Origin of the sequence: Anaerococcus rubeinfantis (assembly GCF_001487145.1) — a bacterium.
GTDB lineage: Bacteria > Bacillota > Clostridia > Tissierellales > Peptoniphilaceae > Anaerococcus > Anaerococcus rubeinfantis.
In genome coordinates, this window is the sequence record NZ_LN913016.1 from 790077 (window position 1) to 815680 (window position 25604).

27 protein-coding genes are annotated in these 25604 nt (G+C 26.8%); 4 read left to right on the top strand and 23 right to left on the bottom strand.

Going from position 1 to position 25604, the window contains the following annotated elements:
- The first annotated feature begins 41 nt into the window (after window positions 1-41).
- On the top strand, window positions 42-1883 hold the full coding sequence (locus tag BN3265_RS04650; RefSeq protein ID WP_058990394.1) for a glycoside hydrolase family 73 protein: 1842 nt from the start codon (window positions 42-44) through the stop codon (window positions 1881-1883).
- A 428-nt stretch (window positions 1884-2311) separates the two neighbouring features.
- On the top strand, window positions 2312-3307 hold the full coding sequence (locus tag BN3265_RS04655) for a tyrosine recombinase XerC (RefSeq protein WP_058990395.1): 996 nt from the start codon (window positions 2312-2314) through the stop codon (window positions 3305-3307).
- A gap of 70 nt (window positions 3308-3377) precedes the next feature.
- Here the strand turns inward: BN3265_RS04655 and BN3265_RS04660 are convergent, their stop codons facing one another.
- The 6 genes from BN3265_RS04660 to dut form a co-directional block, all read right to left on the bottom strand.
- Window positions 3378-4664, bottom strand: a complete 1287-nt coding sequence (locus BN3265_RS04660; protein WP_058990396.1) for a methionine gamma-lyase family protein — start codon at window positions 4662-4664, stop codon at window positions 3378-3380.
- Window positions 4654-5607 carry a tRNA (adenosine(37)-N6)-dimethylallyltransferase MiaA gene (miaA, locus tag BN3265_RS04665; protein WP_058991288.1) on the bottom strand — a complete coding sequence of 318 codons (954 nt, stop codon included), beginning with the start codon at window positions 5605-5607 and terminating at the stop codon, window positions 4654-4656. The genes BN3265_RS04660 and miaA overlap by 11 nt, the downstream gene beginning before the upstream one ends.
- Window positions 5597-7414 (bottom strand): DNA mismatch repair endonuclease MutL, encoded by a 1818-nt coding sequence (gene mutL / locus BN3265_RS04670; RefSeq protein WP_058990397.1) that lies wholly within the window; start codon window positions 7412-7414, stop codon window positions 5597-5599. Before mutL ends, miaA begins: the two co-directional genes overlap by 11 nt.
- Window positions 7411-10020 carry a DNA mismatch repair protein MutS gene (gene mutS, locus BN3265_RS04675; RefSeq protein WP_058990398.1) on the bottom strand — a complete coding sequence of 870 codons (2610 nt, stop codon included), beginning with the start codon at window positions 10018-10020 and terminating at the stop codon, window positions 7411-7413. Before mutS ends, mutL begins: the two co-directional genes overlap by 4 nt.
- Before the next feature lie 166 nt (window positions 10021-10186).
- Window positions 10187-10729, bottom strand: coding sequence for a hypothetical protein (locus tag BN3265_RS04680; RefSeq protein ID WP_058991289.1), 543 nt, complete (start codon window positions 10727-10729; stop codon window positions 10187-10189).
- A complete protein-coding gene (gene dut / locus BN3265_RS04685; RefSeq protein WP_058990399.1) occupies window positions 10729-11163 on the bottom strand; it encodes a dUTP diphosphatase in 435 nt (144 codons plus the stop codon). Before dut ends, BN3265_RS04680 begins: the two co-directional genes overlap by 1 nt.
- A gap of 127 nt (window positions 11164-11290) precedes the next feature.
- Between dut and pepT the strand changes: the two genes are divergently transcribed.
- Together pepT and BN3265_RS04695 are read left to right on the top strand one after the other, a co-directional pair.
- Window positions 11291-12508 (top strand): peptidase T, encoded by a 1218-nt coding sequence (gene pepT, locus BN3265_RS04690; RefSeq protein WP_058990400.1) that lies wholly within the window; start codon window positions 11291-11293, stop codon window positions 12506-12508.
- A gap of 70 nt (window positions 12509-12578) precedes the next feature.
- Window positions 12579-12815, top strand: a complete 237-nt coding sequence (locus BN3265_RS04695; RefSeq protein ID WP_058990401.1) for a hypothetical protein — start codon at window positions 12579-12581, stop codon at window positions 12813-12815.
- A gap of 50 nt (window positions 12816-12865) precedes the next feature.
- Here the strand turns inward: BN3265_RS04695 and BN3265_RS04700 are convergent, their stop codons facing one another.
- From BN3265_RS04700 to rpmA, 17 genes are all read right to left on the bottom strand, one after another.
- Entirely contained in the window at window positions 12866-13486 is a 621-nt protein-coding gene (locus BN3265_RS04700) for a class I SAM-dependent DNA methyltransferase (RefSeq protein ID WP_058990402.1), read from the bottom strand.
- A gap of 175 nt (window positions 13487-13661) precedes the next feature.
- Window positions 13662-14891: a peptidase U32 family protein gene (locus BN3265_RS04705; RefSeq protein WP_058990403.1), complete on the bottom strand. Its 1230-nt coding sequence runs from the start codon at window positions 14889-14891 to the stop codon at window positions 13662-13664.
- The gene (locus BN3265_RS04710) at window positions 14881-15516 is read right to left on the bottom strand and encodes an O-methyltransferase (RefSeq protein ID WP_058990404.1); all 636 of its coding nucleotides are present in this window, start codon (window positions 15514-15516) and stop codon (window positions 14881-14883) included. Before BN3265_RS04710 ends, BN3265_RS04705 begins: the two co-directional genes overlap by 11 nt.
- Window positions 15506-17182, bottom strand: a complete 1677-nt coding sequence (locus BN3265_RS04715) for a ribonuclease J (protein ID WP_058990405.1) — start codon at window positions 17180-17182, stop codon at window positions 15506-15508. The genes BN3265_RS04710 and BN3265_RS04715 overlap by 11 nt, the downstream gene beginning before the upstream one ends.
- On the bottom strand, window positions 17166-17624 hold the full coding sequence (locus BN3265_RS04720; protein ID WP_058990406.1) for a Fur family transcriptional regulator: 459 nt from the start codon (window positions 17622-17624) through the stop codon (window positions 17166-17168). Before BN3265_RS04720 ends, BN3265_RS04715 begins: the two co-directional genes overlap by 17 nt.
- 1 nt (window position 17625) lies before the next feature.
- Window positions 17626-17856 carry a DUF1292 domain-containing protein gene (locus tag BN3265_RS04725; protein ID WP_058990407.1) on the bottom strand — a complete coding sequence of 77 codons (231 nt, stop codon included), beginning with the start codon at window positions 17854-17856 and terminating at the stop codon, window positions 17626-17628.
- Window positions 17849-18268, bottom strand: a complete 420-nt coding sequence (gene ruvX, locus BN3265_RS04730) for a Holliday junction resolvase RuvX (protein ID WP_058990408.1) — start codon at window positions 18266-18268, stop codon at window positions 17849-17851. The genes BN3265_RS04725 and ruvX overlap by 8 nt, the downstream gene beginning before the upstream one ends.
- Window positions 18261-18518: an IreB family regulatory phosphoprotein gene (locus tag BN3265_RS04735; RefSeq protein WP_058990409.1), complete on the bottom strand. Its 258-nt coding sequence runs from the start codon at window positions 18516-18518 to the stop codon at window positions 18261-18263. Before BN3265_RS04735 ends, ruvX begins: the two co-directional genes overlap by 8 nt.
- A gap of 9 nt (window positions 18519-18527) precedes the next feature.
- Window positions 18528-21140 (bottom strand): alanine--tRNA ligase, encoded by a 2613-nt coding sequence (gene alaS, locus BN3265_RS04740; protein WP_058990410.1) that lies wholly within the window; start codon window positions 21138-21140, stop codon window positions 18528-18530.
- Between the two features lie 13 nt (window positions 21141-21153).
- Entirely contained in the window at window positions 21154-21558 is a 405-nt protein-coding gene (locus tag BN3265_RS04745) for an RrF2 family transcriptional regulator (RefSeq protein ID WP_058990411.1), read from the bottom strand.
- Window positions 21559-21567: 9 nt separating this feature from the next.
- Complete coding sequence (locus BN3265_RS04750) at window positions 21568-22203, bottom strand: helix-hairpin-helix domain-containing protein (protein ID WP_058990412.1); 636 nt, start codon at window positions 22201-22203, stop codon at window positions 21568-21570.
- 23 nt (window positions 22204-22226) lie between these two features.
- Window positions 22227-22538 carry a ribosome silencing factor gene (gene rsfS, locus BN3265_RS04755; RefSeq protein ID WP_058990413.1) on the bottom strand — a complete coding sequence of 104 codons (312 nt, stop codon included), beginning with the start codon at window positions 22536-22538 and terminating at the stop codon, window positions 22227-22229.
- Window positions 22531-23091 (bottom strand): bis(5'-nucleosyl)-tetraphosphatase (symmetrical) YqeK, encoded by a 561-nt coding sequence (yqeK, locus tag BN3265_RS04760; protein ID WP_058990414.1) that lies wholly within the window; start codon window positions 23089-23091, stop codon window positions 22531-22533. The genes rsfS and yqeK overlap by 8 nt, the downstream gene beginning before the upstream one ends.
- Window positions 23084-23677, bottom strand: coding sequence for a nicotinate (nicotinamide) nucleotide adenylyltransferase (nadD, locus tag BN3265_RS04765; protein ID WP_058990415.1), 594 nt, complete (start codon window positions 23675-23677; stop codon window positions 23084-23086). Before nadD ends, yqeK begins: the two co-directional genes overlap by 8 nt.
- Window positions 23677-23964 carry a ribosome assembly RNA-binding protein YhbY gene (yhbY, locus tag BN3265_RS04770; protein WP_049691028.1) on the bottom strand — a complete coding sequence of 96 codons (288 nt, stop codon included), beginning with the start codon at window positions 23962-23964 and terminating at the stop codon, window positions 23677-23679. The genes nadD and yhbY overlap by 1 nt, the downstream gene beginning before the upstream one ends.
- Window positions 23965-23972: 8 nt before the next feature.
- Window positions 23973-25256, bottom strand: coding sequence for a GTPase ObgE (gene obgE / locus BN3265_RS04775; RefSeq protein WP_058990416.1), 1284 nt, complete (start codon window positions 25254-25256; stop codon window positions 23973-23975).
- A 53-nt stretch (window positions 25257-25309) separates the two neighbouring features.
- Window positions 25310-25603, bottom strand: coding sequence for a 50S ribosomal protein L27 (gene rpmA / locus BN3265_RS04780; RefSeq protein ID WP_058990417.1), 294 nt, complete (start codon window positions 25601-25603; stop codon window positions 25310-25312).
- Window position 25604 lies beyond the last annotated feature (1 nt).

Sequence of the window (25604 nt, forward strand, 5' to 3'; positions counted from 1 at the left end):
AGATTATATCATTATAGTAATAAGAGCTTAAGGAGTTGTAAATGAAACAAAATAATAACAGAAATATAACAAAAATTACAAGTGGTGCTTTAGTTTTACTGCTTGCAAGCGGTGGAATATTTTCTAATTCTTCAGCTAAAGATAATAATTTAAAAAATATTGAAAAGGTTATAGTTGAAAAAAAAGATGAATTAGAAGATGAAAGCATAGATGAAACAGAATTATCTGAAAAAGAAAAGGCAAATTCAGATGAAAAAGTAGAAAAAAATGATGAAAATAATGAAGAAAAATCTATTGATAAGTCAACTGTTCAAGATGTAATTAATAATTTAGATAAGAAAAATGATAAAAAAATAGAGGAAAAAGAAATAGAGAATACCTTGCCTCTAGAAGTTTCCTCTTCAGAAGATTCAGAAGAAAGCGAAAGTCTAAATTTAGAAAAAAATGAAGAAGAAAATATTGTAGATGGAAATATTGACCAAAATAATACTTTAGAAGATAATAATTTAGCAAGCGAAGATAAAAAAATTGAAGAAGTGAGTTTGGAGAATTCAAACGAAGAAAATAATGAACCTTCTACTGATTTAATAGAAGATGAATCTAAATCTAAAGAGGAACCAATATTATTAGAAGAGAATAAGTCCGTTGATAATAATGTTTTAGAAATATCTGAAGTTAGCGAAAAAGAAAATGTTCAAAGTTCTTCACAAGATAAAAAAATATCTGTAAGCACTTTCCAAGCTAATGTTGAAAAACCTAAATATATAAATGATTATAGTAATAAGAAAGAATTTCTAGAAATGTTAGCAAGTCACTCAAATCTTGCTAAAGAATATAATATTTTCCCAGAAGTTATGATGGGTCAAGCTATTCTTGAGTCAGGCTGGGGACAATCTGGACTTGCTAAGTATAATAAAAATTTATTTGGTGTAAAAGTTCCTTATTCTGAACGCGGAAAAGGAAAAGGCGTAGTATATAAAACTTATGAAGAAATAGATGGAAAAACAATAAGAATAAGTGATGAATTTAGAAAGTTTGATACATATGAGCAAAGTATTAGGCAATATTTAAATTTATTAACTGGTAATTATTATAGTAGTTTCGGTGTAAATAAAGCTAAAGATTATAAAGAACAAATTCAAAGAATTAAAAATGCTGGCTATGCTACTGATAGTAGGTATGTTAATAAGGTTCTTAATGTAATTTCTGGTTCAAGCTTATCTGATGTTGCTAATAAATATTTAGGCTCAACAATAGAAAAAACAAAAACTATAGTAGTTAAGAATAATGACTCAAGTACAAACTTAAAAGCATCTAAAACAACTAACAGTGTAAGTAAGGCTTTTAAAAGATCTAACCCTGTAATAGTTAAAAAAGAAGTTAAAAATATTTCTTCTGCTTCTTCTTCAAAGAAGACTTCTATTAAAAAGACTATTACAACAAGAACAAATAAGGCGAAAAATCTTGAAAAACTAAAAGCAATTGAAAACGTAAAAAAAGAATCTGAAAATAAAATTGAAATATCCAGTCCTATTTCTATTAGTAAAGTAGGAAGTTCTTTAAGTGTTACAAAACCTTTAATAGACAAAGGTTCAAAAAAAGTTGATAGTAAAAAACCAAGTAATTTAAATGCAGAAAAATCTACTAAAACTATATTGAAATCTAAGTCTGATGATTTAGTTGATAAAAATAAAATAGATAAATCTGAAAATAAAAATTATAGAAAAAACCAACAAGTAACAGAAAATAAAGTTAAAACTGAGTCTTCATATAAAAATATTAAATCTGATAATGTACAAACAGGAGTTGGATCTTTAAGTTCAGTCCTAGTGACTTTATCTGCTTCAAGTATGGCTTTATTTTCTAGTAAAAAAAGAAAATAATTAATTTATCGGATAAGGGTAAAACTTTATCCGATTTTTTTATTTTTTGTTCTATAGATTAAATAAAAAGAGAAAAGTAATTGATTTAAAATTTTATTGGTATATTTGAAAAAATATATAAATTTTAACCATAGAATAGTATTGGTAAAAATATAAAATCGCTTAAATCGCAAATTAGAGCTTTAAATTTTTTGGATTATATTTTTATTGATAGAATGAAGATTTTTGGATAAAAAGATGTTTAAAATACTAAATGTTTTAATATAAAATTTTAAGATTTTATAAAAAATAAGCCTTATGTAATTATAGTTGAGAAGGGGTATTTGAAATCCAAATTATTGCACAAAATAATAATTTTGTGCAATAATTTGGATTTTTCTTTAATTTATGCTATAATAACCCTAGTTCAAACAAATTAGGAGAATTTTATGAAAAAAATCCAAACCCCTTTGATTTTAAAAGATTATTTATCTTATCTTAAATCTATTAGAGGACTTTCAAAAAAAACTATTAGTGAATATAATTATGATCTTATTAATTTTATTTCTTTTCAAATTTTAAGGAAAGTTTATTTTGATGATTTAGATAAATTTAATAAAGATTTAGAAAAATCAATTATAGATTCTAATAAAATTTTTACTAAATCTTTTATAAATGATATTAATATTCAAGATATGTATGCTTACATCTCATATCTTGATAATGAGCTAAATGATAATACTTCTACAAGATCAAGAAAAATCTCTGCTTTAAGATCTTTTTATAAGTATTTACACCAAGAAATTGAAATGATTGATAATAATATCAGTGAAAAACTAAGTAATCCTAAAATTCAAAAACGTCAACCGGTTTATCTAACCCTAAGCGAAACCGAGCTTTTACTTTCTACTATAGCCGATGAAAAAAATGAATTTTTGAGAAATCGTGACATGGCTATTGTTTTTACCTTTCTTACAACTGGAATGCGTCTATCAGAACTTGTTAGTGTAAATTTAAGCGATATTAAAGATGATCACTTTTCTATTATTGGAAAAGGTAATAAAGAAAGAACTATATATTTGACAAAAAATTGCATAGATTTACTTGATAATTATATAATTATTAGGAAAAATTATTTGAAGGATAAAAAGATTGATGCCCTTTTTATATCTACAAGAAAAAATAGGATTTCTAATAGAGCTGTTCAATCTACTGTTGAAAAATATCTAAAAAAAGCAGGTTTTGATACTAGCGTCTACTCTACCCACAAACTAAGGCATACTGCAGCAACTTTGATGTATAAATATGGGAATGTTGACATAAGAGCCTTAAAAGATGTTTTAGGACATGAAAGTGTATCAACTACTCAAATTTACACTCATCTTGATAATGAAGATTTGAAAAATGCTGTAAATAAAAATCCCTTATCAAATTTAAAAATCTAATCTAACTTAAATTAGTCAGATTAGATTTTTTAATTATTATTTTTATTTTAAAATAAGATAAGCTATAAAATTAGATTATTGAATTAATATCAAGAAAATTATTATCCATAAATTTTTCCAAAACTTTCATTAAGGCAAGTTTTCCGTGGTATTTATTTAGGCCTCCTTGTAAATAAACTGTATAAGGTTCTCTTAAAGGTCCGTCACATGATAATTCTGATGTTGCTCCTTCTACAAAGCCTCCTGATGACATTATAACAGGATCTTCGTATCCTGGCATATCATCTGCAATTGGTGTTAAATTTGCATCGACACTACAAGATTCTTGGACTGCCTTACAAAATAATCTTAATTTTTCACTAGAATGTAATTTTATTGCTTGAACAATATCGCTTCTTGGATCATCTATTTTTGGTATTATTTCATAATTTAAATCATCAAAAACTTTTGCAAATAAGAGAGCAACTTTTATAGATTCTATAGTAGTTTTGCTTGAAAAATATAAGCCTTGTAAAACATTTCTCGTAGTTCCAAAACTTAAGCCCTCATCTTTACCAATCCCTGGAGCTGTCAGGGTATTTGAACAGTATTCTACTAAATCTTTTTTTCCTGAAATATATCCGCCTGTTATAGCTATTCCCCCACCAAGATTTTTTATAAGAGATCCTGCCATAATATCTGCCCCTATTTCGATAGGTTCTCTTGTCTCTGTAAATTCTCCGTAACAATTGTCGACAAAAATAATTGCATTTTCATTTACTCTTCTAATTTCTTTGATTGCTTTTTCGATTTCTTCAATGCTAAAGGCCCTTCTATTGGTATAGCCTGTAGATCTTTGAATCATAACAAGCTTTGTTTTATCATCTAATACATCTTTTATTTTATCATATTGGATTTCTTGCTCATTTTTTAAATCTAATTTTTCGTATTTTATACCCTTAGATATGAGATTTCCTTTTTTATTTCCTTCAATTCCTATAACTTGTTGTAAGGTATCATATGGATCTCCATTAATAGACAAAATTTTATCTCCATAATTTAAAAGAGAAAATAAAACCAAAGAAATTGCATGGGTTCCTGATACTATATTTGGCCTAACTAGAGAATCCTCTGCCTTAAAAATTGTAGAAAAAATATCTTCAACTACATCTCTTCCTATGTCGGCGTATCCATAACCTGTTGCTGAATTAAAATGTATGCTTGAAAGATTGTTATCACTAAAGGCTTTTAAAACTTTTATTTGATTATATTCACTGATTTTATCAAGCTCTTTAAATCTATTTTCTAAATCTTGGTCTATTTTTTCTATATAATTTTCTATATTTTTATCAATTCCATATAATTTATTATAAATCATAAATCTCCTTTATTATTTTATCCATACCTGATAAAATTTCTTTATCTGATTTTTCATCCCTATAAAATAAATGTGAAAAATCATAATCTAGGTATTTTTTCATCCAAGTTATTTGTCTTTTGGCATAACGTCTGGTATTTTTTTTGATTTCTGAAACAAGAGTATCAAATGAAATTTCATTTTCTATATAAGGAAAAAACTCTTTATAACCAATCGCTTGGAGGGATTTTGATTTTGAATCTAATTTATATTTATCAAGTAGGTTTTTAAATTCATCTTCTAAACCCACTTCAAACATTTTATCAACCCTTAAATTTATTTTATCGTAAAGTTTTGACCTATCCTTATAGTTTATAAAAAATAAAATTGGACTTATATCCTCATTTAGTTTTTTGAAACCTCTTCTTAAATAACTTGGTTTTTCTCCAGTTAATTTAAAAGTTTCAATAGCTCTTATAATTCTTTGAACTTCATTTTGATGATATTTTTTTGCCTCTATTGGATCAATTTCAATAAGTTTTTGATAAATATATTCGTTTCCTTTTATATTTGCCAAATTTGTAAGTTCTTTTCTTAGATTTTCATCCTTTTTACTTGTTCCATAATTTAAGTCAAATAAAATAGAATCTATATAAAATCCAGTTCCACCTGCAATTATAGGAAGTTTTCCTCTAGAATTTATTTTATTAATTAAAGATCTTGCCATATCTTTAAATTCTTGCACGGAATAATCCTCGTTTGGATATTTTATATCAAGTCCATAATGACAAATTCCTTCCATTTCAAATTCAGCAATTTTATTGGTTCCGATATCCATGTCTTTATAAATTTGTTGGCTATCAGCGGAGATGATTTCACCATCAAATTTTTTGGCAAGCTTTATGGCAAAATCACTTTTACCAGATGCTGTTGGACCTGTAATAATTAAAACTTTATCTGTCAAAATATTTCTCCAATTCATTTTCTTCTATCATAATAAGGGTATTTTTTCCATCATAGGTTTTATAAGGATTATGGCAAGAATTTAATTTTTCAATACTTGCAAGAGCTTCTGACTTATTAATAGTATCACCTTTTCTAAAGATATTTTTATTTATAAGTTTTCCTATTTTTTCTTTAAAATATTCTTCATCTTCTAAATCAATATCAAGTAGATCGTAGAAAAAATCATTATTTTCTGGATTTTCAAATACAAGGGGAACTGACCTAATTACCAGTTTATCAAAGGAGAATTCTTCTATATCAAAGCCCATTTTTATAAATAAATCCTTTTTTTGCATGTATTTGTTGTATTCTTCAAGGCTAACTTTAATTATTTTTTGTTCTAATAATTGTTGGGAAGAAATGGAATCACTCTTAAAATTTTTCATATATTGGTCGAACTTAATCCTTTGATCAGCCCTCCTATGATCAAGTATTAAGATTTTATCATTATAAGTAAATAAAGAATACCTATTAAAAATCGAACAAGTATAAGATAAATTAGAAATATCAACCTTATTAGATTTTGTTTCTTCCTTAACTAGAGTATTTTGTGGCATTTTATCTTCTATAAAATTAAGTTCATATCCATTAAAAAAGTTATTTTCCCTATTTTGAATTTCCTTATTTTCTGTATCTTTATTTTCAATTTCGTAAGATATATCATAAGAATTTTCTTCTTCGTTAACCTTATTATAGGTATTTAAAATCTCACTATAATCATCATAAAAATTTAACTCTTTTTTCTTAATATCATTTACTCTAAGCTCTTTTATACTAGAATTTTCATATAACTTTTCGCTTATATTTTCTTTTAACAAATCAATTAATTCATTTTCATAGGTAAATTTGATTTCTTTTTTATTTGGATGGATATTTACATCAATATTACTTGCATTTGTTTCAATAAAAATAAAAAATCCTGGAAATCTTTGGCTTGGTATTAAGGTTTTGTATTCACCTTCAATAGCCCTACTTATACTTTCATTTTCAATAAGCCTATTATTTACGAAAATATACTCCATAGACCTATTTCCCCTATAGTAATTAGCTTTTGAAATATAGCCTTTTACCTTATATAAGGAATTTTCAATATTTATTTCAATAAGATTATCCTTTAAATTTTCATCTAATAACTTATAAATTTTATTTTCTAAGTCTTCATTTATTAAGGTTTGAAAAATAATCCTATTATCTTTTATAAATTTAAAAGATACCTTATCATAACCTAGGGCTAGGGCTTGGATTATTTTTGAAATTTTATTTGACTCATTTATATCTGATCCTAAAAATTTTCGCCTAACAGGAAGATTTAAAAATAAATCATAAACTTCTATACTAGTTCCTATATTTGTAGCTATAGAATTAAAAGATACCATATTTCCATTTTGAAAAATTATTTCTTTTCCAATTTCTTGATCTTTTGTTTTAGAAATTGCCTTTACATTTGCACAAGCAAGAATTGATGATAGAGCTTCGCCCCTAAATCCTAGGGTAAACAAATCGTAGAGGTCTGAAAAATTTTTTATTTTTGATGTGGCATGTCTTTTAAAGGCTTTTTTAAAATCATCTTTTTCTATTCCAATCCCATCATCAGTTACTCTAATATAAGATTTTCCCCCATTTTTAATTTCTACAATTATATTTTTTGCTCCTGCATCTATTGAATTTTCAACTAATTCTTTTACTATAGAAACAGGAGATTCAATTACTTCTCCTGCTGCAATTTTTTCTATGGTTTTCTTGTCTAGTTCTATGATTTTCATCATATCTCCTTAATTTTTCCTATCAAATTATTTAAAATATTTATAGCCTCTAAGGGGGTTAATTCATTTATATTGATAGAATCGCTAAAGTTTTTAATCTTTTCAATTTCAATATCTTTTATATCATCAATTGAAGATTTAACAATTTTATGGCTATCTTTGAATATTTCATCACTTTGATCAAGTTTATTCATAAATACTTTTGCATTTTCAATTATTTCTTCAGGTAAGCCCGACATTCTTGCAACTTCAATTCCATAAGACCTATCAGATTTGCCTCTTGAAATTTTTCTTAAAAATACAAGATTATCATTTTCTTCAAGTATATCAATTTTTAAATTAATAACATTATCAAGCTTATTTTCAAGTATTGTAAGTTCATGAAAATGTGTTGCAAAAACAGTTTTAGCCTTTTTCTTTTTACTTAAATAATCAACTAGGCTCATTGCAATAGATAAACCATCATCTGAGCTTGTCCCCCTACCTACTTCATCTAAAATTATAAAGGATTTGTCTGTAGAATTTTTTAAAATATTGCTAACTTCATTCATCTCTAGCATAAAAGTTGATTCGCCTTTTGAGATATTATCGCTTGCTCCAATTCTAGTAAAAACTTTATCACAAATCGAAATGCTAGCTTCTGTACAAGGAACAAAAGATCCCATTTGGGCAAGAATTATTATAAGGGCCATCTGCCTCATATAAGTTGATTTTCCTGCCATATTTGGACCTGTAATTATTTGGATTAAATTATCATCTTCTCCAATATCTGTATCGTTTGAAATAAACTCATTTTCCTTAAGTTTTTTCTCAATTACAGGGTGTCTTCCATCTTTAATTTTTATGAGATTATCTTTTGTAATTTTTGGTTTTGTATAATTGTTTTCTCTTGCAAGCTTTGATAGGGAATTTATGGAATCTATTATTGCAATAAGTTTAGACAAATATTGGAGGGTTTTTGCTTGGCTTAAAATAAAATCCCTAATTTCTCCAAATATTTCATACTCAAGGCTATTAATCTTATCGCTTGAACCTAAAATTAGATTTGAAAGTTCTTCTAGTCTTTCGGTTGTATATCTTTCTTGATTTTTTAAGGTTTGTTTTCTAATATAGTTTTCTGGAACCAAGTGTAGGTTTGATTTTGTAATTTCAATGGAATATCCATTGTTTTTGTTATAATTTATTTTTAATTTATTTATGCCAGTTTTTTCTTTTTCTTCATTTTCATATAAAAGCAAATCATTTTCTGCAGATAAAGAAGATTTTTTTAACTTATCTAAGTCATTATTAAATCCTTCTTTTATAATTCCACCTTCAGTAATTAATATTGGTGGGTCATTTACAATAGCTTTATCGAGTATGTTATAAATATTTGAAACATCAGGAATATTTTTTGAAAAAGATACTATATCTTTATTATCAAGACCTTGCAAAAATCTTTTAAATTCTGGAATATTTCTTATAGAAGTTTTTAAGGAAATAAAATCTCTTGCATTTGCTCTTTGATAAGAAATTTTTCCTATTATTCTTTCAAGATCAAAGATATCATCCAAAAAATACGAAACTTTACTTGATAGGTCGGGATTTAAAAAGAAAAATTCAACTAAATCTAGGCGCTTATCAATTTTTTCTTTTTCTATTAGGGGTCTTTCAAGCCATTCATTTAAAAGTCTTGAACCCATAACTGTATCAGCCTTGTCTATCAATTTAAATAAAGAATTTTCCTTTCCTTTTTTGTCAATATTTGTATGAAGTTCCAAATTTCTTCTGGTATTTGCATCTAATTGCAAGTATGAAGATATATCAAGGATTTCTATATCATTTATATGGGCAAGTTTTTCTTTGTGATAGCTATAAATATAATCAAGTAAATTAGATATAGCAATCAAAGAAATTCTTAAATTTTCTACCTTTTTAAAGTTTTTCATTCCTAAATTTGTATAAACATTTTGAGATAATTTTTCATAGTCTTTGCTATCTTCAATTTTATTAATTAATATATCCTTGTTTAAATTTAGGTAATTTAAAACTTTTTTATTTGAAAAGTTTGAATTTATAATAATTTCTGATGGGGAAATTTTTTCTATTTCATCAATTAATTTATTTGCACTTATACTTGGGTTATTTTTTATTTCAAAAGCCATCAATTTTCCAGTAGAAATATCTGAAAAACAAGCACCAAGACCAAATTTATTTTCAAAAATAGAAAGAAGAAAGTTATTTTCTTTTTTATCTAGTGATTCCAAATCAACAATAGTTCCAGGACTTATAACCCTGGTAATTGCTCTTTTCACAAGTCCCTTAGCTTTTTTGGGATCTTCAACTTGATCGCACAAGGCAACTTTAAAACCATTTTGAACTAATTTATTTATATAGGTATCTATAACATGGTGAGGCACTCCACACATAGGAGCTCTTTTATCGTGGCCACATTCTTTGCCCGTAAGAGCAAGCTGGAGATTTTTACTTATAGTTATTGCATCATCAAAAAATGCTTCATAAAAATCCCCCACCCTATATAAAAGAAGGGAATCTTTAAAATCATTTTTAACATCAACATAGTGTCTAAGCATTGGTGTTAGTTTGTCATATTTAAAATCTGAATTCATTTAATCACATCCTTTGACTATTATATCATACGGTAAAATTCAAAAAAAATAAGACTAGTGCAAAAAAAATTATTGTCTCAATAAAAACTATCCTTATATAATCTTAAAATTTTAAGATTATTGGATGCTTCTAATTTGAAACAATAAATTAAAAATTTTAAAAGCCTCATTTAATATTTATTACTTGAATATTTTTTATCCACTTACTAGAGTCTTTTTCTTGTTTATCAATTATAATAAAACTTCCAAGATCTTTTTTGTAGTCCATATTAGCTTTATTATCAATCTTATAAACCAGTAAAACCCTATTAACTTCCAAGGCAGTTTCCATACTCATATTAGTTTTGTGTCCAAATTCATCAGAAAACTCAATTGTATTATTTAAATTTGGATTAATTTTTTCTCTTGTCAAGATTTTTTCAATAGAAACACCTGCTACTTTAAATTCCTCACCCTTGTTTGTTACTATTTTCATTTCACTTTGACCCATTTTTCTTATATCTTTTAAGGTCAAAGCATCAATCTCGCTATCTTTATTCTTAATCGTAATAATTTCCGTATCATATTCTAAAATAGACCTATTTGAAATGTAAGATGCAAGCTTTGAAAATAAAAATATAGAAATTATAAGTACAATTATAAAAAGGATAAAATTATATTTATTTTTACTAAAAAGTCTTGAAATATTATTATTTTTTCTGTTTCTCATCATTTTCCGGTTGAACCGAATCCACCCTCTCCTCTTTCACTATCACATAAATCGTCAACTTTTTTAATTTGAACTTTTTCATAAGCTTGGATAACCATTTGAGCTAATCTTTCATTTTTTTTGATTATTTGGTCTTTATTACCAAAATTATAGAAAAATAATTTTATTTCTCCCCTATAATCACTATCAATAATTCCAGTAGAATTAGCAAGCATTAAATTCCTTTTTACGCCTGTTGAAGATCTTGGATAAATTGCAGCAAAATATCCCTCAGGAATTTCTACCTTTAAATCCGTCTCAATTTTTCCAACCTCTCCAGGTTTAATAATAATATCTTTTTCATTTGCAGAATATATGTCCATACCAGCAGAATGCTCAGTTTTATATTCAGGTAATATACTATCAGTTTTTATTTTTAAAATTTTATTTGACATAATAACTCCTATCTAATTATCATTTACATTTTATCATATATTTGTTCGAATTTAAATTAAAATCCTAATTCTTAATTTCTATATTTAAAATTTTTTAAGTAGTATAATTGTCTTGTAGGAGGATAGAATGGAAAATATTACTAAAAGATTTTTAAAATATATTGCAGTTGATTCAAGAAGTGATGAATCCAAAAAAAATATAATAAAACCAACAAGTGAAGGTCAAATTGAATTAGGAAAAATTTTAAAAAATGAATTAAATGATTTAGGCTTAGATGCTTATATTAATAATGAAGGATTTGTTTTTTCATCTTTAAAAGCAAATACAGATAAAAAACTTCCAAAAGTTGGCTTTATTGCTCATATGGATACTTCACCAGAAATGCCTGGAGGAATAAAGAATCCTCAAATTAGAAAATATGAAGGTGGAGATATAAAATTAAAGGAAAATATTTATATAAAAGAAAAAGATTTTCCATTTTTAAAAGATTTAATAGGAAAAACTCTAATAACAACAAATGGTGAAATGCTATTAGGTGCAGATGATAAGGCAGGAATTGCAGCTATAATGGATGCCGTTGAATATTTAATCAAAAATCCAGAAATTGAACATGGTGATATTAAAATAGCCTTTACACCAGATGAGGAAATTGGAACTGGATGTGATAGTTTTGATGTAGATTTTTTTGATGCAGATTTCGCCTACACCCTAGATGGAGGAAAACTTGGAGAATTGGAATACGAATCCTTTAATGCAGCTGAGGCAAAAATTACTATAAAAGGTAAATCTGTTCATCCTGGAACAGCAAAAAACACCATGATTAACTCTATAACAGTAGCAAAAGAATTAGACGACCTATTAGGTCAAAATAAAAGGCCGGAGCACACAGAAGGATATGAGGGCTTTTATCATATGATTTCAATTGCAGGAAGTATTGAAGATACAAATTTAGTTTATATAATAAGAGATTTTGATAGAAAAGAATTTGAAAATATGAAAAATTTCCTAAAAGACTGTGTAGATTTTTTAAATAAAAAATATGGAAATATTATTTCAATTGATATGTCTGATACATATTATAATATGGGAGATATTTTAAAAGATCACATGCAAATAGTTGACTACGCTAAAAATGCTATGGAAAATTTAGATATAGAAGTTATAGAACAACCTATTAGAGGTGGTACAGATGGTTCAAAATTATCTTTTATGGGTCTACCTTGCCCAAACTTATTTACAGGTGGCTATAATTTCCATGGTATCTATGAGCTCGTACCAATAGAAGATATGAAAAAGTCATCTGAAGTCATTGTAGAAATAATTAAGGAAATAAATAGAAAATAAATTGGTTAAATTATAAACGAACGGGTATACTAATAATAAGATTCTAATTTTATATTAAAAGGAGAAAATAATGACTGATAAAAACGAAATAAGCAATGACAATCAATACAGAGGAGATAAAGAACTTGATAAAAAATCTAGAGAAGCTAACAAAGCTGATGGAAGCGAATCTTTAGATAAAAAAGCACACGCAGATCAAGAGAATTTAAGAAGTATAAGTGATGAAGCTGATGAAAACTCAAACGTTGGAGTTGAAGCTAGAAGAACTAGATCAGATTTCTCAGAAAATCCTTCAAAAGATAAATAATTAAGTTAGAGGCTGTAAAAATTACAGCCTCTTTTTAGTTTTGATATAAATCATTTCTCTTTAATTGTAATTAATCCTGAGCATTCAGATATTTTTTTAAAATGTAATTTAGGGAAATGAAAAGATAGCTCATCAACTACAAAATAAATTTCATCTTTATCCCATTCATTTCTAAATTCATTCATACACTTATTATGTAGAGCACGATTTTCAAAAGCTATATCACCAATGTATATGCATCCACCATCATATAATTGTTTTAGTAAATTATTCAAAAATATAATTTTATTTTTATCACTTAGATGATGAAGTGAGTATGTAGCAATTATTGCATCATATTTATAATTTAGCAATGGATTTACCAATCCATTAGAAATATCACCATAATAAAGTTTAGCATAAGGCATTTTAGCTTGTGAAATTTCTATCATTTTTTTAGAAAAATCTTGCCCATATATTGTACAATCATGATCATATAACTTTGAAATTAAAGTTCCTGTACCAAATCCTATATCTAAGATATTTTTATAAGATTTATTTAATATACTATTGTATATTTCATTGAGTATTTTTTTATATCCTGCAAAAGGATATGAGCTTTCATCATCAGATAGTTCGACACTTTTATCATATTCATCAGCCCACAAATCAAAGCCTTTACTATTTAACAAATTATCCTCCATATTAATTAAATTATTTTTATCATTATACTGATTTTTATAAATAAGATAAAGTTAATATCATATTTTGGCATAAAAAATCCTCCTGATTAGTTTTTATTTATCATAATCAGAAGGTATATACAAATATTTTAAATAATCAAAAATAAATATTTAATATTAAAAATTATTCTTCAATTTTACGTCTTACCATATCACCTTTTTTAAGTTCATGGTCAATCTTTATATAAACTATTTGTTTTGCTTTGTTGGCTACTTCTATATCATTTCCTTTGGAATCTTTCATGCTTTTAATTTTGAAATTAATAAAATCTGGGGTATTTCCAAAAAATTCAACCTCATCTCCTACTATAAATTTATTTCTTTCTTCAAGTTTTGCAATTTTGTTTTCTTTATCATAATCAAGAACGACAGCAATAAAATCATAATTTCTAATGTAAGATGAATTTTCATAAATTTGAGAATTTGAATCTGCTTTATTGTAGAAAAATCCTTTTGTGAAGTGCCTATGGCTAGCTTTTTTTATTTCTTCCATATATTTTTTTGAAACTTCTTCACTATAAGTTCCATTATAATAAGCATCTATTGCTTGCCTATAGCTTCTGATAACTGTAGCAACATAAAATACAGTTTTCATCCTACCTTCAATTTTAAATGAATCCACTCCAGCCTCAATTAACTTATCAATTTCATCAATTAGGCATAAATCTTTAGAATTCATAATAAAGGTTCCATTTTCATCTTCACCTATTGGATAGTATTCCCCAGGTCTTTTTTCTTCTTGAAGGGCATATTTCCACCTACAAGCATGGGCACAATCTCCCCTGTTTGCATCTCTTCCTGTCATATAATTACTAAGTAAGCATCTTCCAGAATATGAAATGCACATAGCTCCGTGAATAAAACATTCTATTTCTAAATCTTTTGGAACATTTTTTCTAATTTCAATTATTTCATCAAGAGATAATTCTCTTGCAAGAATTACTCTTTTTGCACCTAAATTATACCAAAAATTAATTGTGTGTGAATTTGTAACTGATGCTTGAGTTGAAATGTGTAAGTCTATATTAGAATTTTCTTTTGCTATATTAAAGATACCAGGATCAGAAATTATAAGAGCATCAACTCCAATTTCATCAAGGTATTTAATATATTCAACAATTCCATCAAGATCATTATCGTGAGGGACTATATTCATAGTAATATGGCATCTTACATCGTGTTCATGAGCATAATCAACTGCCTGTTTTAGCTCGTTTTTATCAAAGTTTTTAGAATTTTTTCTAAGGCCAAAATTATTTCCTGCCATATAAACTGCATTTGCTCCAAATTTTATAGCAGCTTTTAATTTTTCCATATCACCAGCTGGTGCTAATAATTCTACTTTATCTTTCATCAATTCTCCTTGTACTTAAACTAATACCATCTCCAATTGGTATTATACTTGTAACATAATCATCTAAATTTGTAATATGTGACAAAAATTTTCTCAAATTTTTAACCATAGTAATATGTCTTCTATTTATAAGATCATCATTTGTAATTTCTCCTCTAAAAAGGATGTTGTCACAAACAATCAGACCATTTTCATTTAATAATTCTAATGATTTATTAAAATAATATTCATACTGAGATTTATTTGCATCTATAAAAACAAAATCAAAGCCTTGATTCAAATTAGTCAAGGCTTTTTTTGCATCCATATTTATTAAGTTTATTTCTTTATTATATTTTTTAAAATTATATTTAGCTATATCAGCCATCTTTCTACTTTTTTCTATAGTTGTTATTTTTGCATTAGAATATTTTGAAAAAAGTAAAGAAGAATAACCAATAGCTGTTCCTATTTCTAAAATATTTTTTGGTTTTGACATAGAAATTATGGTCTTTAAAAATTCTTTACTTTCTTTTTTCATTATAGGAATATTATTTTCAATTCCATAATTTCTTATTTCAATAAAATCTTCATCAATATAAATATTATTTAGATAATCAACGATATGATTATAATTAATATTCATTACTCTCTACTTCTATTAAAACTGGTAAAATCATAGGATCTCTTCCTGTTTGATTGTATATATAAGATTTTAAAGCTTCCCTTATTTGATATTTTATTTGACTTATAGCGTGGATATCATTTTTTTGACACTTCTTCATAGTTCTTAAAACAATATCTTTTGAGTTTTCAATTAAGTCTTGATTTTCTTTTACATAGATAAATCCTCTAGAAACAATCTCAGGATTTGATAAAACTTTTTGACTATGTTTTTCAATAGTTAAACTTACAACTAAAAGTCCATCTTCAGACAAGTGCTTCCTATCTTTAAGAACAATATTTCCAACATCTCCTATTCCTGAACCGTCCACAAGGACATTACCTGCTTGAACTTTTCCATTTATTCTTGCAGATTTTTTCGTAAATTCAAATACATCACCATTTTGACCTATTAAAATATTTTCTTTATTCATCCCCATATCCATTGCTATCTCTTTGTGTTTTTTTAGTTGGCGAGGCTCGCCATGAGCTGGAATAAAATATTTTGGTGTGGTTAATTGGTGCATTAATTTAATTTCTTCTTGACAAGCGTGACCTGAAGCATGAACTTTTGCCAAAGAATTATAAATAATATTACAACCAATTTTAGTTAGGTTATTAATTGTATTATTTATTGACATTTCATTTCCAGGTATAGCAGAAGATGATAAAATCACGGTATCTGTAGAATTTAAATGCACTTGTTTATGCTCATTATTTGCCATTCTTGTTAGAGCAGAAAGTGGTTCACCTTGGGTTCCTGTTGACAAGATTACTATTTGATCATCAGAGTAATCTTTTATGCTTTTCATATCAATTAAAGTGTTATTTCTAATTTTTAAATAACCTAAGCTACTTGCGATTTTTACGTTATTTAGCATAGATCTACCAGATAAAACAACTTTTTTATTATATTTTTCAGCAGCATATATTACTTGTTGAACCCTATGAAGATTTGATGCAAAAGTTGCAACTATAATTCTACCAGGAGCTTGTCCAAATAAATTTATGAAAGTTTCTCCAACTTTCATCTCACTCATTGAGCTTCCTTCAATTTCTACATTTGTAGAGTCAGAAAACAGGCATAATAGTCCCTTTCTACCAAGTGAAGCAAGTTTTTGTATATCTGTAGGTTCACCATCGATTGGTGTAAAATCCATTTTAAAATCGCCTGTAAATAGTATTGTACCTATTGGAGATTTTACAGCTATAGCACATGAATCTGGAATAGAATGGCTTACTCTTATAAATTCTGCACTTAAATTTCCAACTTTTACAGTATTATTAACATTAACCATCTTAAGTCTATTTGGATTTAAACCATGTTCTTTAAACTTATTTTCTAATAACCCTTTAGTTAGCTTTGAACAATAAACATTGGTATCTATTGTCTTTAAAAGATAAGCTATAGCTCCAATATGGTCTTCATGACCATGAGTTATAAAAATACCTTTTAATTTTTCTTTATTTTCCTCAATATAGGTAAAGTCTGGTATTACTATGTCAACACCTAGCATATCTTCATCTGGAAATGTTAGACCACAGTCTATCATAATCATTTCATTTTTGTATTCAACAACCGTACAGTTCTTACCTATTTCACCAAGTCCTCCCAATGGGATAACTTTTAGTTTATTTTGCATTCTCATTTTTACTCCTTAAATCATTATCACATTCGGAGCAAATACCATATATTCTTAAAGAATAATAGTCTAATTCAAAATTATATTTTTCTTTTAAGCTTTTTGCTAATTTATCATTATCAAGTATTTTTTCTTCGACAATTTTGCCACAATTTGTACAAATTAAATGGTCGTGATGAGCATCGTTTTGGCTAATAAGCTCATAAGTATTAACAGAATCTGTAAATTCTTGCTTGTTAACAATTCCTAAGTCTTCAAAAATGTTAAGAGTTCTATAAACTGTTGCTATACCAACTTGTTTATTTTCTTGATGAACCATAGAAAATAACTCTTCTGGTGTCAAATGTTTTGAATTAGAATTTTTAAGAGCATTGAATATTATTTGCCTTTGCTTTGTAAATTTGTGCCCATTTTTTTCAAATATTTTTTTTAATTGTTCAATGTTCATGTTAATCTTCTTTCATATTTTCGTATATTCTTATTATCTCGTCCAATTCTCTATCATTATCTATTGTTTTAAAATTTATAGTATCATCATTTTTTATAATTTCATAAATTAATAAAAAATCTTCATTTAATGGTTCCAAAACAGCATAGTCTTTATCGTCTACTCCGAATGTGTCTATTATGTTAAATTCAACTTCTTTATTATTTTCATCTGTTAAAATTATCTTATCCATTATTTCTCCCATCTAGGTAGGTTTGTAAAATAAAAGAGGCGGCAATCTTATCTATATATTTTTTTCTATTTTTTTTATCAACGTTCATATCACTTAAGATTTGATCAGATTGAATTGTTGTCATTCTCTCATCTTGATACTTAATTTCAATATCAGTGGATTTTTTCAATAAATCGACAAAAGAAATCACCTTCATGGCTTGAGGACCTAAGGTGTTATTCATGTTTTTGGGAAGGCCAATAACTATTAAATTTACTTCTTTATCATCAATAATTTCTATAAGTTTTTTTATGTCTAAATTTGTTTTTTTTCTTTTAATTGTAACATAGGCTTGGGCGGTGATAAAAAAAGGATCGCTTAATGCAACACCAATTGTTTTATCACCCAAGTCTATTCCCATAATTCTACTCATTTATATAATATTTTAATATTTCTTCTAGAATTGTGTCTCTATCAACCTGTCTTATAAGTTTTCTCGCGTTTTTGTGACCTGTAATATAAGTAGGGTCGCCACTTATAAGATATCCTATAATTTGATTTGTAGGTTTGTATCCTTTTTCTTCTAAAGCTTCATAAACTTTAGTAATAGTTTCCCTTATATCAACTTTTTTTTCCTCTTGAGGATCAAAACGCATAGTTTCGTTGAAGTTTTTCTCTGACATAATTTCTCCTTATATTAAATCATAAACTTTTTCTAAAGCTTCATCTAGCTTAGAAATATCTTTTCCTCCAGCTTGAGCAAAATTTTTCTTTCCTCCACCATTTCCACCAGTTATTTTACTTACCTCTTTTACTATTTTACCTGCACTATATCTATCAGTTAATGAGTCAGAAACAGAAGCTGTAAAAATAATTTTATTATTTTGTACAGTTGCAAATAAAATTATCAAATCCTTATATTTATCTTTAATTCTTTCTTCAAAATTTCTTAATGTATCAAGATCTTCATTTTCGAATTTATGAACTAGTACTTTTATGCCATTAGCATCTTTTACTTCGTTTTCTATATCTTTGTAAATATCTTTTTCATTAAATTCTTTTAATTTTTGAATATCAGATTTAAGATTTTTAATTTCTTCATTTAATGACTCAGCTCTTGATAAAATATTGCTTGGATTTGTTTTTAAAGCTTTTGAAATTACGTTGATTAATCCAAGATTTTTATTTAAATATTCATAAACTTTTCTACCTGTTATTGCTTCAATTCTTCTTATTCCAGAAGCTGCTGAAGATTCTTGAATTATTTTAAACATTAAAACCTCAGATGTATTGTTGACATGACAACCACCACACAATTCTTTTGAATAATCAGCTATTGAAACAACTCTTACCATATCTTTATATTTATCTTCAAATAAACCTATAGCTCCAATTTTTTCAGATTCTTTATAAGACATTATTTTCTTATTTACTGATAATTGCTCTCTTATTTTTTCATTTATTTCATCTTCAATATTTTTAATTTCTTCATCTGTCAATGCATTTGGATAAGTAAAATCAAATCTTAGCCTATTTTCATCGACTAAAGATCCTGCTTGTTTAACATCATTATTTAATACATTTCTAAGAGCTTGGTCTAAAAGATGAGTTGCAGTATGGTTTCTGGTTATATCTAATCTTCTTTCCTTGTCTACTTTAAATAAAGCACAACTTTTAGATATTTCACCTTGGATAACTTCTACATAATGAATAATTACATCTTTTTTCTTTTGAACATTGTAAACTTTTGCTTTAGCTGAATCTGTAATTACATATCCAGTATCAGCAACTTGTCCACCGCCTTCAGCGTAAAAAGAAGTCTTATCACTAATAATTATACCCTTATGACCTTCTTTTATAAAGTTTACTTTTTCTTTATTGTCAAATAGTCCAATTATATTTGCATTAACTTCTAAATTATCATATCCAATAAATTCTGTTTCATTAAATTCATCAACATTTATTGATTCAAGTGACCAACCAGCATCAGCTTTTCTAGCATTTCTCGCTAAATTCCTTTGATTTTCCATGTGTTTATCAAATTCTTCTCTATCAACTTTTAAATTATTTTCTGTAAGAATTTCTTTTGTAAGGTCTAATGGGAATCCATAAGTGTCATACAATTTAAAAGCATCTTCTCCATTTAAAGTATCTTTATTTTTATCTTTTAAATCTTTTATATATTCATTTAAAATGTCCAATCCACTATCAATTGTTTTTTGGAAATTTTCTTCTTCTTTTTCTATAACACTAATAATTTTTTCTTTATTTTTTTCCAATTCGTCATATTCAACCTTATAAGAATCTATAACATATTCAATAACTGATGATAAAAATTCTCCCTTTATACCTAAAAGTTTACCATGCCTATATGCTCTTCTTATTAATCTTCTTAGAACATAACCTCTTTTTTCATTTGATGGTCTAATTCCATCAGAAACCATAAAAGTCATAGCCTTTGAATGATCTGCAATTACTCTTATTGAAATATCATCTTTTTTATCTTTTTTATATTTTTTATTTGATAAATCTTCAATTTCTTTTATAATATTTTGATTTACGTCAATCTCAAAAATATTATCTTTATTTTGAAGTACCATTGCCATTCTTTCAAGTCCCATTCCGGTATCTATATTAGGATGAGCAAGAGGAGTGTATTCTTTATTAATATTTTTATTAAATTGAGTAAAAACTAAGTTCCAAACTTCCATAAACCTATCTGAATCATCATTTCCAGGTTTATTATCATTTTCGTCAATTGCTTTTTCTATTCCCCTATCAACAAAAATTTCTGAGTCTGGACCACAAGGACCAACTTCAAGTTCCCAGAAATTATCTTCTTTTCCAAATCTTAAAATTCTATCTTTGGAAAGTCCTATTTCTTCATTCCATATTTTAAATGCTTCATCATCTTTTTTGTAAACTGAAACCCACAAAAGATCTTTATCAATTTCAAGATTTTCAGTTAGAAATTCGTACGCCCAATGTATTGCTTCTCTTTTAAAATAATCTCCAAAAGAAAAGTTTCCAAGCATTTCAAAATAGGTTCCATGTCTTTCTGTGATACCAACTCTTTCAATATCACCGGTTCTTATACATCTTTGAGAAGATGTAGCTCTATTATTTTTCATTTTCTTTTCACCAGTGAAATATTTTTTTAGAGGTGCCATTCCAGCATTGATTAAAAGTAATGAATCATCATCTTCAGGCACTAATGAAAATGATTTTAATACTGTATGATTTTTTTTAGATCCAAAAAAGTCTAAATATTCTTTTCTAAGTTCGTTCATTCCAAGTTTTCTCATAAATTTCTCCTATTTATAGTTTTTCATTAACCATATCTTTAATAGTTATTGAATTGACTGCTTTATTGATTGCATCATCTATTTTTGCAAAAACATAATATGCTTCGCAGTCCTCGTTATTGCAATTTTCTCTATCAGCAACACATTCACTTGAAGTCATTTCTCCTTCAAGTACTCTTAATACATCTCCAACTGTAATTTCGTTTGATTTTCTAGAAAGTTTATATCCTCCCTTGGCTCCTCTTGCTGATATTACCAAATTATTTCTTTTGAGTATTCTAATTAATTGTTCCAAGTAATTTTCTGGCAAATTTAAGGCATTTGAAATATCAGAAACTGAAATATAACCATTATCTTCATTTTCTGCTAAATAATGTATAGCCCTTAGGCCATACCTACCCCTAGTTGATAATTTCATATCCACTCCTCAATTTACTACAATCATATCTTTCATAGCTTCAAAATATTTATCACCTATTCCAGATACATTTTTTATATCTTCAATCTTGTTAAATTTATTTTTTTGTCTATATTCAATAATAGCGTTCGCTCTTTTTTCACCTATATTAGGTAGGGTCATAAGCTCACTTTGGTCAGCTGTATTTATGTTTACTTTTTTATTATCATTTTCATTTATTGGACTTATTAATTGAGTTGTCATATTATTTTCAATATTATCTTTATCATTTATATTAGGGATAATAATCCTCATCTGATCTTCAAGCTTTAAGGCTAAATTAATTTTATTTAAATCAGCATTTTCTGTTAGACCACCTGCATCATTAACTAAATCTTCTAACCTATAATCATCATTTATTTCATAAACTCCTGGTTTATTTATCTGCCCACTTATATGTACTTTTTTAATAGTGGATTTTTCAGTTTTTTCTTTGTTATCATTATTATTTATAGGTTTAGCTTGTTTTTGATCATTAAGTGATGAACTTATATTTTCAAATACAAGTTCATCACTTTTTTTACTACTTACAAAATTATGAGATAAAACAATAACAATTCCAATTATCAAAGCTATAATAAGCTTATCTTTTCTATCAGTTTCCATAAAATACCTCAATTAACGATAATTTATGACTCCCATAAATCTTCTATATTATAAAATTCCCTTTGATTAGATGAAAATATATGAACTATTACATCACCACAGTCCATCAAAATCCATTTACCTTCTCTTAAACCTTCTACAGATAAAACATCAAATCCTTCTTTTTCTAGATTTTCTTCAACATATTCTATTAAAGCCTTGTTTTGATTTATTGAATTTCCAGTAGCAAGTACAAAATAATCGGCTACGGATGATTTATTTTCAAGATCAATGACTTTAATATCATAGGCTTGTTTATCTTCTAAAGTTTTTACTATTATATCTAATTTACCCATTTTTCTTCCTTAATAAATAATTTCTAGCCTTAATTGTCAATGGAAAAATAATTATTTTTCGATCAACTAAGGACTTTATGGTAGCATCTAAACTAAATAAAACTGCTGCATCTAAATCCTTAAAAGCAAGTTTTCTTAACTCATTTACACCTTCATAATCTCTTTTTTCTTCGCAAGCATCTGCAAGAAAAATTATTTTTTCAAAATCTGTCATGTTTTCTCTTCCAGTTGTGTGATATTTAATTGCATTTAAAACTTCAATATCATCTACACCATATTCGTATTTAGCAACAATTGGTCCTAAAAATGAATGTAAGATTGATTTATTATAAATGACTTCATCTGAAAATTCGCAATACTTTTTATATTTTTCTAAATAATATTTTTCATTATATTTTGCACAATCATGAAGTAATGCGGCAGTTTTAATTTTTTCTATATCTATATTTGTATTTAATTTAAGAGCCATGTCTTTAACTCTCAGAACATGGTTAAATCTTTTTTCACCAATATCTTTTTTTAACTTATCCTCATATTTTGAAAAATCAAACATATAAATTCTCCTCTTCAATTATTTTTATAACATCATCATCTACAAGATACCTGATACTTTTGTTATTTTTCACCAAATTTCTTATTAATGTTGATGAAATGTCTAAAGCTAAATTATCAATCAAATATATATTTTTATTATACTTTTTTATCTTATTAATTTTAGATAAGAGTGAAGAATTTTTACCACTTTCTCTTTTAAAAATAATTAAATTTTTATCAAGTATTTCTTGGTAGTTTTTCCATTTTTCTATATCCATAAATGAGTCCTCACCCATGATAAAGAAAAATTCGTCGTTAGGATAAGTAATTTTAAAATGATTTATGGTTTTATAGGTATAATGAATTTTATTGTCTTTAAAATCATAATCATTAATACTTAATTTAGGATTATTTTTGATAGATTTTTCTATCATTTTTAACCTTAAATTTATATTTGTTTTTTTATTTTCTAACTTATGGGGTGGATTTGAATTTGGAAGTATATAAATTTTATCCAAATTCATAAAATTCATCACATTTTCCATAATGATCATATGTCCTATATGGATTGGATCAAATGTACCACCAAATAAACCTATTCTCATTATAAGTCTATCTTTTTATTTTTCTTGCTTTCTCTGTATATGGTAAAAATATTACCCAAATGAGAAACAAATTCACAGTTTAGTTTTTCTATAACCTCATCAACAATTTCATCATTGTCGTCCAAGTTATTATTTAATATTTTTATTTTTATCAATTCTCTTTTTTCTAAAGCTTCATCAATTGCTTCAATAACTTCATCAGTTAGTGAATTTTTTCCTATGTTTATAATAGGTTTTAAATCATGAGCTAAAGATTTTAAATAAGATCTTTGTTTTCCTGATATCATATTTTCTCCTATTCATAATAGTCAAAGACTATATCTCCAATAGCTACAGAATCTCCTTCTTTGATTCCCATTTCAATAAATTTGTCTAAAACTCCCATTTCTCTAAGATTTCTTTCAAAATACATACGACTATCGTAATCATCTAAGTTTACTTTTTCTAAAAGCTTATCAATTCTATAGCCACTGCAAACATAAATTCCATCTTCTATTTCAAAGTTTAGTTCATCACTTGCAAGAGACATATCATAAAACTCATCAAGATAAGCTTCATCAACTTCTTCATCAAGATTGTATTTTTCATCTTCAAAATTATATAAAACTTTTGAAACTTCATCAATCAACTCTTTTATTCCACTAGTTGTGGCTGCTGAAATTCTAAATATTTTATATTTATCTGAGTATTTTTCTTCAAATTTTTTGTAATTTTCATTATAATCAAGGTCAGACTTGTTAAGGGCAACAATTTGGTATTTGTTGTAAAGATTCTCATCGAATAATTTTAATTCATTATTTATAAGTTCGAAATCTTCTATAGGATCTCTTCCTTCAAATCCTGAAATATCTACCAAATGAACAAGAATTTTACATCTTTGAACATGTTTTAAAAAGTCATGTCCTAGACCTAAGCCTTCATTTGCACCTTCAATTAAGCCTGGTATATCTGCAACTATAAATGATCTTTCCTTATCAATTTTTACTACACCTAAATTTGGATCAAGGGTTGTAAAATGATAATTTGCAATTTTTGGTTTTGCTTTTGAAATTACAGATATCAATGTGGATTTTCCTACATTAGGTAAACCAACTAAGCCTACATCAGCCAAAATTTTAAGTTCTAAACTTACTTCGATTTTTTGGCCTTCTTTTCCTTTTTGAGCAAATCTTGGCGCTTGTCTTGTGGAAGATTTGTAATGAACATTACCTTTTCCACCCTTTCCACCTTTTGCTATTAGAAACTCTTCACCGTTTTTTTTCAAATCTTTTATAATTTTTCCACTTGTATTTTCTCTAATAACAGTTCCAACTGGGACAAGTAAATATAAGTCTTCGCCCTTTTTTCCAAATCTTTTTTTACCCATTCCATCTTCACCGTTAGGAGCTTTATATTTAGTTTTATATTTATATTCTTCAAGGGTTGATAGGGAATTTGTTGCTTTTATATATACGCTTGCTCCATCTCCACCATCTCCACCGGCAGGTCCACCTGTAGGTTCGTATTTTTCTCTACGAAAGGCTACTGCACCATCTCCACCTTTTCCGGCTTGAAGTTCAATTTTTGCATAATCTATCATTGTAAATTTCCTTTTTACAAAAAAAGCTTGCCCGTGGGCAAGCTGGTTTTCTATTAAGCAATGTCTTGCTTTGGATATACAGAAACTTGTTTTCTATTTTTTCCTTTTCTTTCAAATTTAACTACACCACTGCATGATGCAAAAAGTGTATCATCTCCACCCTTTTTTACATTCTCGCCTGGGTGAATTTTTGTTCCTCTTTGTCTAACGATAATGGTACCAGCATTTACTGTTTGTCCATCGGCTCTTTTAACGCCAAGTCTTTTAGCATTAGAGTCTCTACCGTTTTTTGAAGAAGATACTCCTTTTTTACTAGAAAATCTTTGTAAGTTTATGTTTAAAAACATC